This window comes from Cobetia sp. MB87, assembly GCF_011319755.1.
Classification (GTDB): Bacteria; Pseudomonadota; Gammaproteobacteria; order Pseudomonadales; family Halomonadaceae; genus Cobetia.
Genome location: NZ_VFBC01000008.1, coordinates 478,150 through 493,314, shown reverse-complemented (window position 1 = coordinate 493,314; position 15,165 = coordinate 478,150). Strand labels below are relative to the sequence as shown.

The window sequence follows — 15,165 nt, the reverse complement described above, 5'->3', positions numbered from 1 at the left end:
TAGACAGTGTCGATAAGGAGGTGATCCAGCCCCAGGTTCCCCTAGGGCTACCTTGTTACGACTTCACCCCAGTCATGAACCACACCGTGGTGATCGCCCTCCCGAAGGTTAGGCTAACCACTTCTGGTGCAGTCCACTCCCATGGTGTGACGGGCGGTGTGTACAAGGCCCGGGAACGTATTCACCGTGGCATTCTGATCCACGATTACTAGCGATTCCGACTTCATGGAGTCGAGTTGCAGACTCCAATCCGGACTGAGGCAAGCTTTATGGGATTGGCTCCACGTCGCCGTATTGCAACCCTTTGTACTTGCCATTGTAGCACGTGTGTAGCCCTACCCGTAAGGGCCATGATGACTTGACGTCGTCCCCACCTTCCTCCGGTTTGTCACCGGCAGTCTCCTTAGAGTTCCCGACATTACTCGCTGGCAAATAAGGATAGGGGTTGCGCTCGTTACGGGACTTAACCCAACATTTCACAACACGAGCTGACGACAGCCATGCAGCACCTGTCTCAGAGTTCCCGAAGGCACCAATCCATCTCTGGAAAGTCCTCTGGATGTCAAGGGTAGGTAAGGTTCTTCGCGTTGCATCGAATTAAACCACATGCTCCACCGCTTGTGCGGGCCCCCGTCAATTCATTTGAGTTTTAACCTTGCGGCCGTACTCCCCAGGCGGTCAACTTATTGCGTTAGCTGCGCCACTAAGTCCTCAAGGGACCCAACGGCTAGTTGACATCGTTTACGGCGTGGACTACCAGGGTATCTAATCCTGTTTGCTACCCACGCTTTCGCACCTCAGTGTCAGTGTCAGTCCAGAAGGCCGCCTTCGCCACTGGTATTCCTCCCGATCTCTACGCATTTCACCGCTACACCGGGAATTCTACCTTCCTCTCCTGCACTCTAGCCAAGCAGTTCCAGATGCCGTTCCCAGGTTGAGCCCGGGGCTTTCACACCTGGCTGACTTAGCCACCTACGCGCGCTTTACGCCCAGTAATTCCGATTAACGCTTGCACCCTCCGTATTACCGCGGCTGCTGGCACGGAGTTAGCCGGTGCTTCTTCTGCGAGTGATGTCTTTCCTCGGGAGTATTAGTCCCAAGGCGTTCTTCCTCGCTGAAAGTGCTTTACAACCCGAAGGCCTTCTTCACACACGCGGCATGGCTGGATCAGGCTTTCGCCCATTGTCCAATATTCCCCACTGCTGCCTCCCGTAGGAGTCTGGGCCGTGTCTCAGTCCCAGTGTGGCTGATCATCCTCTCAGACCAGCTACGGATCGTCGCCTTGGTGAGCCATTACCTCACCAACAAGCTAATCCGACATGGGCTCATCCGATAGCGCAAGGTCCGAAGATCCCCTGCTTTCTCCCGTAGGACGTATGCGGTATTAGCCTGAGTTTCCCCAGGTTGTCCCCCACTATCGGGCAGATTCCCATGCATTACTCACCCGTCCGCCGCTCGACGCCTTCTAGCAAGCTAGAATCGTTTCCGCTCGACTTGCATGTGTTAAGCCTGCCGCCAGCGTTCAATCTGAGCCATGATCAAACTCTTCAGTTGAAAGCTTGATAGTCTGTTAAGCAGACCAAACTTGGTTCAGAGTCAAACTTCTCGTGAGAGGCTTGCTCCGATACTTGGTGACCTTGTCACCACTCATCGGCAAGCGCTCACACGAATTACCTGATCAAATTTTTAAAGAGCGTCGCTGTTAAGCGAGGAGGCATATTCTACCCGGAACGCTTGAGAAGTCAAGCACTTGATGATGAGTCAATCGACTGCCTCTAAGCATCATCAAGCGGTGAGGAGCGTTGCTCGATCACCTGTTCCGTAAGGAGTGCGGCGTATTCTAGCGAATCGCCCGGGATTGTCAATCGATGATTTTGAAGCGGGCTTCAAAAACATCAAGTAAAACAACCACCTGCAAACCTCTTTCACCGCTGGTAACGCCATGCGTCCCCGGCAGCGGATGCGTACTTTACGCAGGAATCGGTTTGATGGCAAGGGCTTTGACGCAGAAAACAGCCACTCCCCCTGCTCGGCACTCAGACCGCCTTGCCGTCCGCAGGCCGTGATACTGGACGCGCCTGCCAGCCACCACGCGAATGCGACTGTGTCTCAAGCGCCGCTTGCAGGCGCGCCTCCGGCAACTGCATGACGCGCGCCAGCAAAGTCAGCAGGGCCACCTCTTCATCGGCCAGCATCTGGTCGGCATGCACTACCTGAGCTAGCGCCGTGAACCAGCGTTGCTTGTCCATCGGACGCAGGTGAGCCAGCTGCGTGAGATGGCGGCAGCGCAGCGCAGGATTATCTCCATCCGGCTGCGACTGCGGATACGCAAGCACCAGTCCAAGTTCCGCACTGGCATCCAGGAAGATATCCTCGCGTAGCGTTTCATCGTCGATGAGGCCGACCATCAGCATGAGCCAATGCTGACAGGCCGATTGACATTGTTGCAGGGCCAGCGAGTCGCTCTTGCGATCGATCCGCGGATCCAGTGATTCCAACAACAGCTGCCATAGACACCAGATGAACATGTCCTGCGGAGGTGTCTGCGCCTTGAGCATGCGATGCGCGCGCTCATCCGCTTCCCGCCAGCGCGGTATCAACCGGTTGAGCAAGGGGATCCACTCGACCCGCGGCAAGGACTCGAGCTTGCGCCGTGCCTCGCGCACGCGCTTGCCATCCAGCCAGTCATGCTGACGCTCAAGCTCGGTGAGCCAGACACCACGCGTTGTCAGCTGCGAGGGGGCGATCATCGCCACCACCAGCTGCGGGCAGAGAAAACGCGACAGCGTCAGGTTCTCGAGTTCTCCTCGTGAGCGTGAGAGCTCCCCCATGACCGCCGCTCCGGCGATACCCGCCATGACCCCGCCAAGCACTTCGGCCCCGATGGCCCCCTGCTGCTCGAAGGTATGCACCGGTTGCTGGCGAGCGCTCAGATATTGCCGGTCCCAACGGGGTTCCAGACGCTTGATGCGTTCATCCAGCGGCGGATGCGAGTCGAACCAGCCCGTCAGCCAGGGCGGGCGCGCTTCGACGAAGAAGAGATGGTTGTAGGTCATGGCGCGCGGGTGCTGGATACGCCCCTGCCATCCCATGCCGCCAATCCGTTTGAGCGCAGACGCGATGCCATCCGGGAAGCGCGTCAGGCGCACCGCACTGGCATCGGCGAGATATTCCCGTGAGCGCGCGACCCCACGCTGCAGCAGTCTGCCACCCAGCCCTCCGAGACTGCCGAGCAACCACAGCGCCACACCCACCAGCATCAGCTGTGGCATGCCGCCTTTCCTGTCGGAACCGGAGGAGCGCGCCCTGCCCAACACGAAGCCGATGCGCCCTGCCCCCATCAGGAAGCGCCCCGCCTCGGAGAGAAACACCAGGCCGTGGACCGCACTCGCCAGACGCAGGTTGAGGCGGATATCGCCATTGGCGATATGGGCGAACTCGTGAGCAACCACGCCCTGCAGCTCGTTGCGATTCAGCTGCTCCAACGCCCCACGACTCAGCGCGATCACCGCATCCTGTGGCCGATAGCCCGCCGCGAAGGCATTGATCATCGCCTCATGCGGCAACAGGAACAGCTGCGGCGTGGGCAGGTTGGCGGCGATCGCCATCTCCTCGACCACATTCAGTGCCCGTCGCTCGCTCGAGTCCTGCGTCTCGACATCCACCAGCTTGCCGCCAAGGCGTGCGGCCACCATGGCACCGCCCTGCTGCAGACGCCGCAGCTCACGCGCCGCGACCAGTGCATTGCACAGGAAGATGATGCTCGCCACCGGCCAGACATATTCAAACGTCGTGGTGGCCGGGCGCCCCAGGAAACTGCTGATCGCGACATGCACCACAGCGCCGGCGGCAAGAGACACCACCAGCGACATGGCCGTGAAGGCCAGCAGCAATAGCCGCGTTCGACGACGCGCGCTGTCCTGCTCGTGATAGAAATTCATTCGCGCTCGCCATCTACCCAGTCAGGATCACGGTGCAAGACCGCGAGAGAAGCATCCGTCGATCGGCTCATGAGAAGCTGACATCAGGGGCCTGACGAATCTTCACGCTGTCATCGAAGGCCAGCAGGCCTGCATCACTGCGATGACCGAAGGTCGGTGCGAACATCACCTGCGGGAAGCTCTGGCGATAGACGTTGTAGTCGGTGACGGCATCGTTGTAGGCCTGACGCGCGAAGGCGACGCGGTTCTCGGTGGCGGTCAGCTCTTCCATCAGATCGCTCATGGTCTGGTCGGCCTTGAGCTCCGGATAGGCCTCGACCACCACATCCAGCTTGCCCAGACTCGCCGCCAGTCCCTGCTCGGCGCCGGCCAGACTGGCCAGCTTGTCCATGCTGCCGGGGTGCGCCGCTGCGGCATTCAAGGCCGCCATCGCCTTGTTGCGGGCATTGATCACTTCTTCCAGGGTGCCACGCTCATGACTCAGATAGCCCTTGGCCGTCTCGACCAGATTGGGAATCAGGTCATAGCGCCGCTTGAGCTGTACCTCTATCTGCGCGAAGGCATTCTCGAAGCGCGCCTTGAGGCTGACCAGCTTGTTGTAGATCGAGATGACGTAGATGACGATCAGCGCGATGGCGCCCAGCAGCAGAAATGTTTTCATGATGAGTCCCTTGTGATGATGCCTTTGCAATGAAGGCCCGGCAGGCGTTGTCCCGCTCTCCGGCGAGTCTTTGCAAGCGCCCCTGTCGGTCTTCCTGTGCAATCCGCTTCCAGTTTACCCATACCGGATGACGGCACCAGTCAATTGGGTGACTGATTGCCAACGGGGCATCATGCGGCCGGCAACCTCACGGCACCCAATGCGCCATGAACTCGTGCACCGGCAGTGCGTCGAGTCGCTCGCGATCACCCAGCAACGCCATCAGGGTGTCGCAACGCGAAGGCGGGAAGCAGGTGGCCAGATTGGCCTGACACTTGTCCTCGAGTGGGGCGAGCGACTCTTCACGCCGTCGGCGATGTCCCAGCGGGTATTCCACCGTCACCTGCTCGGTGGCACTGCCATCGCAAAAGACCACCCGCAGGGCATTGGCGATCGAGCGCTTGTCGGCCTCCAGATACTCGCGGGTGAAGCGCGCCTCTTCCTTGACGACCATCCTGTCACGCAGCCGGTCGACCTCCGGGTGAGCGGCATGGAAGCCATCTTCATAGTGGTCCGCGTTCAACTCCCCGAAGATCAGCGGCACCGCGACCATGTATTGCAGGCAGTGATCGCGGTCCGCCGCATTGGCGAGCGCGCCCTGCTTGGAGATGATGCGGATCGCCGATTCGTGGGTGGTGATCTCGATGCGCTCGATCTCCTCGAGCCGGTCGCGCACCTCGGGGTGGAGCTGGATGGCGGCCTCGGCGGCGGTCTGGGCATGGAATTCGGCCGGGAAGGAGACCTTGAAGAGCACGTTTTCCATCACATGGCTGCCCAGAGGGCGCGCCAGCGTCAGGCGCCGTTCGTCTTCAGGCTTGAGGGCGAGATCGCTGTTGTTGTGACTGAAGGAGACATCATTGAAGCCCCACTGCGGCGCACTGAGAGCGCCGGGGATGCCCATCTCACCACGCAGGCCAATGTCCGCCAGCCGCACGCCGCGTGAGGTGGCGTCCCCCGCCGCCCAGCTCTTGCGCGAGCCCGCATTGGGCGCATGACGATAGGTGCGCAGACTCTGGCCATCGACAAAGGCGTGCGACAGCGCCGACAGCAACTGCTCGCGATTCGCTCCCATCAAGCGCGCCGTCACGGCGGTGGTCGTTACCTTGACCAGCATGACATGGTCAAGCCCGACACGGTTGAAGCTGTTGTCCAGCGCCAGCACGCCCTGGATCTCATGCGCCATCACCATGCTCTCCAGCACATCACGCATCACCAAGGGTGGCTTGCCCTGCGCGACACGCTGGCGCGAGAGGTGATCCGCCACCGCCAGAATGCCGCCAAGATTGTCCGAGGGATGCCCCCACTCCGCCGCCAGCCAGGTGTCGTTGTAATCCAGCCAGCGGATGGTGCAGCCGATATCCCACGCCGCCTTGACGGGATCAAGACTGAAGGCGGTGCCAGGCACCCGCGCACCATGCGGCACCACGGTCTCGGCCACCAGCGGGCCGAGATGCTTGGTGCATTCCGGAAAGCGCAGCGCCAGGATGCCGCAGCCGAGGGTATCCATCAGACACAGCCGAGCGGTGTCCATCGCCTCTGCCGAGGGTCCTGAGCGCACGCTCTTGCCGGCCAGGTCATCCACATCCGTATCCGTATCCGCATCCGCGATACGAGGATCGTCGCAATACCCCAGCACATAGTCGGCGATCTGCTGCAGCTCCGGGTCATAGTCCGGGCGCTGGTTGGCGCTGGCCTGATTGGTACTAGCTTGATTGGTGCTGGCCTGGTTGGTACTGGCCTGACTTTTACTGGCTTGAGTGGCGCTGAGACGGCTGTCGCCCGTCTGATCAGAGGATGGCGTGCTCATACATGACCTCCTGTCGTGGATCGTCTTTGCTCGCATACATCTCCCGCGATACCGGCACATCCCCCGAAATACCCGAGTCCGCACCACAGAGACGCGAAAGCCGGCCCTCTGCATATGCATGCCAGGCCGGCTTTCATCTAGATCCCGCAGGAGGGGCTTTGACTGTCGACCATGACTCTCGAACATGACAATCGACCCTCACCTGCCCATGCCGGCGCTAGCGCATCAAGGTCTCCGCCGGCACCCGCACCCAGCCTTCCATCAGGATACGCGCGCTGCGACTCATCACGGCTTCAGTGACGGTCCACTCGCCCTCGCCTTGCTGGCCATCACTGCCTTGGCCTGACTCTGTCTGACGATGGGCACTCGCGCCGACCCTGAGCGTGCCGGAGGGATGCCCGAAGCACACCGAGTCACGCGCGGTGCCAGTCTGCCCAGCTCCAGACTCAGCATCGGCCCCGCCAGCGGCAGCAAGATTGACCAGCGTGCCGGGAACCGCGGCCGCCGCGGCGATGGCGACGGCCGCGGTGCCCATCATGGCGTGATGCAGCTTACCCATCGACACGGCGCGAATCAGCACGTCAATCTCGTCGGCCTTGATCTCGCGACCGCTGGAGACGACGTGATCCACCGGCGGCGCCACGAAGGCGACCTTGGGGGTGTGTTGGCGCGTGGCCGCCTCAGCGAGATCATTGATCAGCCCCATGCGCAGTGCGCCGTGGGCGCGCAATGTCTCGAGGCGTGCGAGCGCCTCGCCGTCCGAGTTGATCGCTTCCTGCAGCTCGGTGCCCTGATAGCCGAGGTCGCGGGCATTGACGAAGATGGTCGGAATGCCGGCGTTGATCAGGGTCGCCTGGAGCTGCCCGCCAGCGACCACCGATTCCGGCACCTCCAGCGCATCGACCACATTGCCGGTGGGGAACATGCTGCCCTCACCCGCGGCAGGGTCGCGGAAGGCGACCGCCACCTCGGCGGCCGGGAAGGTCACGCCATCCAGGGCGAAGTCGCCGGTTTCCTGGACGCGCCCCTCGCACATCGGTACCCGCGCGATGATGGTCTTGGCGATGTTGGCCTGCCAGATGCGCACCTCGGCAATGCCGTCACGCGGCAGGCGCTCGGCCGGTACCAGTCCCTTCTCGATGGCGAAGGGTCCCACCGCCGCCGAGAGGTTGCCGCAGTTGCCGCTCCAGTCGACGAAGGGCGAGTCGATGGAGACCTGGCCGAACAGATAGTCGACGTCGTGGTCCGGCTGTTCGCTGCGACTGATGATCACCGTCTTGCTGGTGCTGGAGGTCGCGCCCCCCATGCCGTCGATCTGCTTGGCGTAGGGGTCGGGGCTGCCGATCACGCGCAGCAGCAGGGCATCACGCGCCGGGCCCGGCACCTGCGCCGCTTCCGGCAGTTCATCGCGCAGGAAGAACACGCCCTTGCTGGTGCCGCCACGCAGATAGGTGGCGGGAATCCTGAGCTGTGCCTGCTGGCTCATGCCGATACCTCCGCCGCCGTCTCGCCCGGTGCCTGTGAGCTGAGGAAGTCTTCAGCGAAGCGCTGCAGCACACCGCCCGCCGAGTAGATGGAGACCTCCTCACGGGTATCGAGGCGACAGGTGACCGGCACGCGTTCGACCTGGCCTGCCTTGTCGCCGGCGGTGCGCTCGATCACCAGCGTGAGCGCTGCCCCCGGGGCCGGTTCGCCCTCGACGGCGTAGATCTCGCTGCCATCCAGCGCCAGCGTCTTGCGTGTGGTACCGGCGGCGAACTGCAACGGCATCACGCCCATGCCGACCAGATTGGTGCGGTGGATACGCTCGAAGCCTTCCGCGACGATGGCCTCGACCCCCGCCAGCCGCACGCCCTTGGCCGCCCAGTCACGCGACGAGCCCTGGCCGTAATCCGCACCCGCGATGATGATCAAGGGCTGCTTGCGCTGCATGTAGGTCTCGATGGCCTCCCACATGCGCACTACCTTGCCTTCCGGCTCCAGACGCGTGAGCGAGCCCTGCTTGACCTCGCGCTTGCCGTCTGCCCCTTCCACCACCGCCATCTCATTGATCAGCTTGGGATTGGCGAAGGTGGCCCGCTGTGCAGTGAGGTGGTCCCCACGGTGGGTGGCGTAGGAATTGAAGTCCTCCTCCGGCAGGCCCATCGCGGCCAGATACTCGCCCGCCGCACTGCTGGCCATGATGGCATTGGAAGGCGACAGGTGATCGGTGGTGATGTTGTCCCCCAGCACCGCCAGTGCCCGCATGCCGGTGAGCGTCGGCGCGCTGGCCAGGCCGCCTTCCCAGTACGGCGGCCGGCGGATGTAGGTGCTCATCTCGCGCCAGTCATACAGGGGACTGGTGGAGGCATCGCGGTCGTCTCTGGCCTCGAACATCGGGATGTAGACCTGACGGAAGTGGTCCGGCTTGACGCTGGAGCCGACGATGGCGTCGATCTCCTCGTCGCTCGGCCACAGGTCCTTGAGCATGATCGGCGAGCCGTCCGGCGCATGTCCCAGCACGTCCTTCTCGATATCGAAGCGGATGGTGCCGGCGATGGCGTAGGCGACCACCAGCGGCGGCGAGGCCAGGAAGGCCTGCTTGGCGTAGGGATGGATACGGCCATCGAAGTTGCGATTGCCGGACAGCACCGCGGTGGAATAGAGATCGCGCTCGATGATTTCCTGCTGGATCGCCGGGTCCAGGGCACCGCTCATGCCGTTGCAGGTGGTGCAGGCGAAGCCGACGATGCCGAAGCCGAGCTGCTCGAGTTCCGGCAGCAGTTCCGCTTCTTCCAGATACAGCTGCACCGCCTTGGAGCCCGGCGCCAGCGAGGTCTTGACCCACGGCTTGCGCGTCAGTCCCAGCGCATTGGCGCGCCGAGCCAGCAACCCTGCGGCGATGACGTTGCGCGGATTGGAGGTGTTGGTGCAGCTGGTGATGGCGGCGATGATCACCGCGCCATCCGGCATCAGATCACGCCCGTCCTCGTCCTGTTCATGCTCGACCACGCCGGAGATGCCGCGCGCGGCCAGCTCGCTGGTCGGCACGCGACTGTGCGGATTGGAGGGCCCCGCCAGGGTGCGCACCACCGAGGACAGATCGAAGGTCAGCTCGCGCTCATATTCCACCGCGCCCTCGATATGGCCGGTCTCATCTGCCCACAGGCCAGTCTCGCGTGCGTAACGCTCGACCAGCGCGATGTTCTCCGGCTCGCGGCCGGTCAGGGTCAGGTAATCCAGCGTCTGCTGGTCGATGGAGAACATCGCCGCCGTGGCGCCGTACTCCGGCGTCATGTTGGAGATGGTGGCGCGATCACCCAGCGTCAGGCTGGCCGCGCCTTCGCCGAAGAATTCCAGATAGGAGGAGACGACCTTCTCGGCGCGCAGGAATTCGGTCAACGCCAGCACGATATCGGTGGCGGTGATGCCCGGCTGCGGGCGCCCGGTGAGGCGCACGCCGATGATGTCGGGCAGGCGCATGTAGGAGGCGCGCCCCAGCATCACGCTCTCGGCCTCCAGCCCACCGACGCCGACGGCGATCACGCCCAGCGCATCGACATGTGGCGTGTGGCTGTCGGTGCCCACCAGGGTATCCGGGAAGGCGACCTGATGGCCCTTTTCATCGGCGCGCGACTCGATCACCGGCGACATCCGCTCCAGATTGATCTGGTGCATGATGCCGTTGCCCGGCGGGATCACGTCGATGTTCTCGAAGGCCTGACGGGTCCAGTCGATGAAGTGGAAGCGGTCCTCGTTGCGACGCTCCTCGATGGCGCGGTTCTTGGCGAAGGCGTCCTTGTCGAAGCCGGCGTGCTCCACCGCCAGCGAGTGGTCGACGATCAACTGGGTCGGCACCACCGGATTGACCTTGGCCGGGTCTCCGCCGCGCTCGGCGATGGCATCACGCAGGCCGGCCAGATCCACCAGCGCGGTCTGACCGAGGATGTCATGACACACGACGCGCGCGGGGTACCACGGGAAATCGAGATCACGCCGACGCTCGATCAATTGCACGAGGCTGTCACGCAGCTGATCCGGCGGGCAGCGGCGCACCAAGTTCTCGGCCAGTACGCGTGAGGTATAGGGCAGACCGGCGTAGGCGCCGGGGGCGATGTCTTCCACGGCGGCACGCGCATCGAAGTAGTCGACCGGGGTACCCGGTGACGCCGTGCCAGGCAGGGGTTTGCGATACTCGGTATTCATGGGCATCCGGACTCATCAGGCGATCAGGAAAACGATCGGCCAGCACGCTGACTGGCCGAGGAAAGGGTCAGTCGCGCTGCTCGATGGGCAGCCAGTCGCAGTGCTCCGGGCCAGTGTAATCGGCGCTCGGGCGGATGATGCGATTGTTGGCGCGCTGCTCGAAGACATGTGCCGCCCAGCCGGTCAGGCGTGAACAGACGAAGATCGGCGTGAACAGCTTGGTGGGAATGCCCATGAAGTGATAGGCGCTGGCGTGGAAGAAGTCGGCGTTGCAGAACAGCTTCTTCTCGCGCCACATCACGGCTTCGACGCGCTCGGAGACGGCGTAGAGCTGCGTATCGCCCACATCGTCCGCCAGCTTGCGAGACCACTCCTTGATGATGGCATTGCGCGGGTCACGCTCACGATAGATGGCGTGGCCGAAGCCCATGATCTTCTCGCGGCGCTCCAGCATGCCGAGAATCTCGCGCTCGGCCTCCTCCGGTGAGCGCCAGTGCTCGATCATCGCCATCGCCGCCTCGTTGGCACCGCCATGCAGCGGTCCGCGCAGCGAGCCGATGGCTGCCGTCACGCAGGAGTGCAGGTCAGACAGCGTCGAGGCGCAGACACGCGCCGTGAAGGTCGAGGCATTGAATTCGTGCTCGGCATAGAGGATCAGCGAGGTATTCATCACCGCAGCATGCAACTCGCTGGGGGCTTCGCCATGCAATAGGTGCAGGAAGTGCGCGCCGATGGAGTCGTCATCGGTCTCGGTGTCGATGCGCACGCCATCATGACTGAAGCGATACCAGTAATTGATGATCGACGGGAACACGGCCAGCATGCGGTCGGCCTGATCGGACTGCTCCTCGAAGCTCTCTTCCGTCTCCAGATTGCCGAGCATCGAACACCCGGTACGCATCACGTCCATCGGGTGAGCGCTGGCCGGAATCTGCTCAAGCACCGCCTTCAAGGCGTCCGGCAGACCCCGCAACCCCTTGAGGCGCGCAATGTAGGCATCCAGCTCCGCCTGATTGGGCAACTTGCCCTTGAGGAGCAGATAGGCAACTTCTTCGAAGGCTGCGTGACTGGCGAGGTCTTCCAGGTCGTAGCCACGATAGCGCAGACCGGAGCCGGTCTGGCCGACGGTGCACAGCGCCGTCTCACCGGCACTCTGGCCGCGAAGACCACTGGGGGCGCTGGTGCTCGAAGTAGCGATGGTCGGGTTGGCGATGGTATCTGACATGGCGCGATCTCCTTGGCAGTGACGTCATTGAGTTGTTCTTTTTCTTGTAGGGCATAAAGCGTCAAGCCCCTCGCCGGCCAGGCGTTTGCCAGCGAGGGAGAAACGGTCGGGCCGAGAGTGCCGGCCCGTGAAGCCGATGGCCTCCTGATGCGAGACATGGCGTCCGTCTCGAGCGTCTGGCATCAATCCTTGCGGCTTTCGGCCTCGAACAGGGTGTCCAGCTTCTGCTCGAAGGTGTGGTAATCGAGGAAGTCGTAGAGCTCCATGCGGGTCTGCATGTCATCGACCACGTCCTTCTGGTCACCCTTGTCGTGGATGTTCTGGTAGACCTTGAGGGCGGCGGCGTTCATGGCGCGGAAGGCAGACAGCGGATAGAGCACCATCCGGCAGCCGACATCGCCCAGCTCGCGCTGGTTGAACAGCGGCGTGGCGCCGAATTCGGTGATGTTGGCCAGAATCGGCGCATCGACTCCCTCGCAGAAGGCACGGTAGTCCTCGAGGGTATGCACCGCCTCGGCGAAGATGGCATCGGCACCTGCCTCGACACAGGCGTTGGCACGTGCCACGGCAGCTTCGAGCCCTTCTTTCTGGAAGGCATCGGTGCGCGCGATCAGATAGAAGCTGTCATCACGACGCGCATCGGCAGCGGCCTTGATGCGGTCGACCATTTCCTGGCTGGAGACGATGGCCTTGTTGGGGCGGTGGCCGCAGCGCTTCTGGGCGACCTGGTCTTCCAGGTGCACGGCAGCGACACCGGCGCGCTCCATCTCCTGAATGGTGCGTGCGATGTTGAAGGCGCCGCCCCAGCCGGTATCGATGTCCACCAGCAGCGGCAGCTCGCTGGCGGCGGTGATGCGGCGCGCGTCTTCCAGCACGTCATTCATGCTGGTCATGCCCAGGTCCGGCAGCCCGTAGGAGGCGTTGGCCACGCCGCCACCGGACAGGTAGATCGCCTGATGCCCGACGCGCTCGGCCATGATGGCGGTGTAGGCATTGATGGTGCCGACGATGGGTAGCGGACGATTGGCCTCCAGCGCCGCGCGGAAGCGGGCACCGGGGCTTGGCAGGGCGGTGGAACTCAGATGGCGTGACATGACATCTCCCGGGCTGGGCCCATGACGGGGTTGGAATTGTTCGGTCGGTTCAAGTCGTGAGCGGTGCGTCAGCTCACTCTTCGCCCTGCTCCTGCTTGAGCGTGGCGGCATAGCGGCGGGCGACGTTCTCCCGCGAGGCGCTGACGTGGCGGCGCATCAGCAACTCCGCCAGTTCCTCATCGCCGGACTCGATGGCATCGACGATGCGATGATGCTCGACGAAGGCCTTCTGCGGGCGTGATCCACTGGCGCTGAACTGGGTGCGGTACATGCGCACCAGGTAATAGAGGTCATCACAGAGAATCGTCATCAGCATGTGGTTGTGGCTGCCGAGCACGATCTGATAGTGGAAATCGAGGTCGCCTTCCTTCTGGAAGTAGGCGGTACCGGTCTTGAGGTCCGACTGCTGCTCGTGGGTCTTGAGCACGCTGCGCAGCCGCGTGACCTCCTCCTGCGTCATGTGCCGCGCCGCCAGACGCGCGGCCATGCTCTCCAGCGCCTCACGCACGTCGAACAGCTCCAGCAGCTCGGTCATCGAGAGCTTGACCACCCGCGCGCCGACGTGGGGCACGCGCTCGATCAGGCGATGGACCTCGAGACGACGCATCGCCTCACGCAGCGGGCCGCGCGAGATCCCGTAGGCCTGCGCCAGGCCGGGCTCGGTGATCTTGCTGCCCGGTGCCAGCTCGCCGCGCACGATGGCGTCCTGCAATTGGTGGAAGACACGCTCGGCCAGGGTACGCACCTCGGGGGTCGCTGCCGTCGCGGAAGCGGTGTGACCTGCCTGCTCGGCAGTCGCGCCGCGCGCAAGGCTTCGAGCGGTGGTGGCATTGTGAAAGGCATCGGTGGTCATGGCGGTCAGGCAATCCGGCTGGGCAAGGGGCTGAGGCAGGACAATGGCGATGAGGGACTTTCAGCACCATTGTCGACAATCATTCAATGACTGCCAGACTAGCCAGCGAGCCTGAGTGGGTCAAGATGCAATCCGCCAAATCCCCTACACCTTTGGCGTAAGAGCGTTGGCACGCGCTGGATAAACGGCTGTCATAACAAGGAGGAACTGCCTGAAAAGCCGCCATGACAGTCATCACACGATGACAGATCAGAGACATTCCAGTCGGTAGCGGCCGAGACGAAAGACGCCCCGACAGCACAGGCTGACGGGGCGTCTTGAGCATCAATGCCAGACCGTTCATCGGCCGGCTTGTCGACAATCATGCGATTTATGCGAAGCTGAGCTCCGCGCCGATGCGGCGGGGTTTCTGGAAAGGCAGCGAGTGATCGGTACCGGGGATTTCCAGCGATTGCCAGCCCGCATGACGCTCAGCCAGCAGGCTGTGATAGTCGCGCAGGGTCTGCGGACTCTTGCCGCCGACCAGGCTGCGCACCTCGCTGCCTGAGGCCAGCACGTCGGCCAGCAGCACCTCACGGTCGATCTCGCGCACGGCATGCGTGACACAGTCCAGCGCATTGGCGAAGCCCAGGTGGCGGTGTGCCAGTCGCGCCACCATCATGCGCTCGGCGCGCGGATTGCGCGTACGATGCGGCGAGATGAGATCGAGGAAAGCGGTGATGCCCGCTTCGGGGCTCGGGGCTTCGCGCATGGCGCGCGCCGCCTCGGCGTAGCCGTCACGCACCTTGACCATGGTGGCGTGGCATTCGCGCTCCAGCAGCGCCGGCTCCAGCAGACTGATGTCGCCGACACGCACCTCGGGGCGTTCCATGCGCAGTCGCTGGACGAGACGCATGGCGACCAGCCCGCCGAAGCTGTAGCCGATCAGGTCGAAATGCGTGATGCGCTGGGTCTCGATCAGCGCCATCACGTCCTCGACCACCTGCTCGAGGGTGAAGGGAGGCTCGCCGCCATCGGGTGACACCGTCTGCCCCATGCCGCGCAGGTCAGGAATGATCAACTCGTCATGGGCCGCAAGATGCCCGACCAGCGGCGCCCAGGTCAGCGTGCCGGCCACGCCCGCGCCGTGCAGCATCAGCAGTCGACGCCCGCCCTGGGCGTCATGCCGCTTGAGACGCTGCCAGAAGATGTTCTGATCGGGACGTGACAGCAGATGTTGGCCATGTTCGAACTCGGGATGCATGCAGGGGCTCCGGTGGGTTGCCAAGGGCTGGGCAATAGACTGGGCAAGCGGACTGGGAGAACGTCAGCACGTGCGTCAGGGCAGTCATCGATGACAGCGCAGGGCGTTCAGAGGCAG

The 15,165-nt window shown here is 63.3% G+C and carries 9 protein-coding genes and 1 rRNA gene; all 10 read right to left on the bottom strand.

The features are described 5' to 3' along the window. Window positions 1-13: 13 nt before the first annotated feature. Window positions 14-1,554, bottom strand: a 16S ribosomal RNA gene (locus CDPAHKCJ_RS11480). Window positions 1,555-2,036: 482 nt separating this feature from the next. Further along, complete coding sequence (locus CDPAHKCJ_RS11475) at window positions 2,037-3,941, bottom strand: M48 family metallopeptidase (RefSeq protein ID WP_166019877.1); 1,905 nt, start codon at window positions 3,939-3,941, stop codon at window positions 2,037-2,039. Between the two features lie 67 nt (window positions 3,942-4,008). Further along, the gene (locus CDPAHKCJ_RS11470) at window positions 4,009-4,602 is read right to left on the bottom strand and encodes a LemA family protein (protein WP_166019876.1); all 594 of its coding nucleotides are present in this window, start codon (window positions 4,600-4,602) and stop codon (window positions 4,009-4,011) included. Window positions 4,603-4,789: 187 nt separating this feature from the next. Further along, complete coding sequence (locus tag CDPAHKCJ_RS11465; RefSeq protein WP_166019875.1) at window positions 4,790-6,448, bottom strand: bifunctional 2-methylcitrate dehydratase/aconitate hydratase; 1,659 nt, start codon at window positions 6,446-6,448, stop codon at window positions 4,790-4,792. A gap of 217 nt (window positions 6,449-6,665) precedes the next feature. Next, entirely contained in the window at window positions 6,666-7,934 is a 1,269-nt protein-coding gene (gene prpF, locus CDPAHKCJ_RS11460) for a 2-methylaconitate cis-trans isomerase PrpF (RefSeq protein WP_166019874.1), read from the bottom strand. Beyond that, window positions 7,931-10,633, bottom strand: coding sequence for a Fe/S-dependent 2-methylisocitrate dehydratase AcnD (gene acnD, locus CDPAHKCJ_RS11455; RefSeq protein WP_166019925.1), 2,703 nt, complete (start codon window positions 10,631-10,633; stop codon window positions 7,931-7,933). Before acnD ends, prpF begins: the two co-directional genes overlap by 4 nt. Before the next feature lie 67 nt (window positions 10,634-10,700). After that, window positions 10,701-11,858 carry a 2-methylcitrate synthase gene (gene prpC / locus CDPAHKCJ_RS11450; RefSeq protein ID WP_166019873.1) on the bottom strand — a complete coding sequence of 386 codons (1,158 nt, stop codon included), beginning with the start codon at window positions 11,856-11,858 and terminating at the stop codon, window positions 10,701-10,703. Window positions 11,859-12,040: 182 nt separating this feature from the next. Continuing rightward, complete coding sequence (prpB, locus tag CDPAHKCJ_RS11445; RefSeq protein ID WP_077379313.1) at window positions 12,041-12,952, bottom strand: methylisocitrate lyase; 912 nt, start codon at window positions 12,950-12,952, stop codon at window positions 12,041-12,043. Between the two features lie 73 nt (window positions 12,953-13,025). Beyond that, the gene (locus CDPAHKCJ_RS11440; RefSeq protein ID WP_166019872.1) at window positions 13,026-13,805 is read right to left on the bottom strand and encodes a GntR family transcriptional regulator; all 780 of its coding nucleotides are present in this window, start codon (window positions 13,803-13,805) and stop codon (window positions 13,026-13,028) included. A gap of 370 nt (window positions 13,806-14,175) precedes the next feature. Further along, window positions 14,176-15,048 (bottom strand): alpha/beta hydrolase, encoded by an 873-nt coding sequence (locus CDPAHKCJ_RS11435; RefSeq protein ID WP_166019871.1) that lies wholly within the window; start codon window positions 15,046-15,048, stop codon window positions 14,176-14,178. Window positions 15,049-15,165: the final 117 nt, after the last annotated feature.

Bases quoted from the DNA above. Each gene is read 5' to 3' on its own strand.
- prpF (WP_166019874.1), bottom strand. From the start codon at position 7,934: ATGAGCCAGCAGGCACAGCTCAGGATTCCCGCCACCTATCTGCGTGGC.
- prpC (WP_166019873.1), bottom strand. From the start codon at position 11,858: ATGTCAGATACCATCGCCAACCCGACCATCGCTACTTCGAGCACCAGC.
- acnD (WP_166019925.1), bottom strand. From the start codon at position 10,633: ATGAATACCGAGTATCGCAAACCCCTGCCTGGCACGGCGTCACCGGGT.
- CDPAHKCJ_RS11440 (WP_166019872.1), bottom strand. From the start codon at position 13,805: ATGACCACCGATGCCTTTCACAATGCCACCACCGCTCGAAGCCTTGCG.
- CDPAHKCJ_RS11435 (WP_166019871.1), bottom strand. From the start codon at position 15,048: ATGCATCCCGAGTTCGAACATGGCCAACATCTGCTGTCACGTCCCGAT.
- CDPAHKCJ_RS11465 (WP_166019875.1), bottom strand. From the start codon at position 6,448: ATGAGCACGCCATCCTCTGATCAGACGGGCGACAGCCGTCTCAGCGCC.
- CDPAHKCJ_RS11475 (WP_166019877.1), bottom strand. From the start codon at position 3,941: ATGAATTTCTATCACGAGCAGGACAGCGCGCGTCGTCGAACGCGGCTA.
- CDPAHKCJ_RS11470 (WP_166019876.1), bottom strand. From the start codon at position 4,602: ATGAAAACATTTCTGCTGCTGGGCGCCATCGCGCTGATCGTCATCTAC.
- prpB (WP_077379313.1), bottom strand. From the start codon at position 12,952: ATGTCACGCCATCTGAGTTCCACCGCCCTGCCAAGCCCCGGTGCCCGC.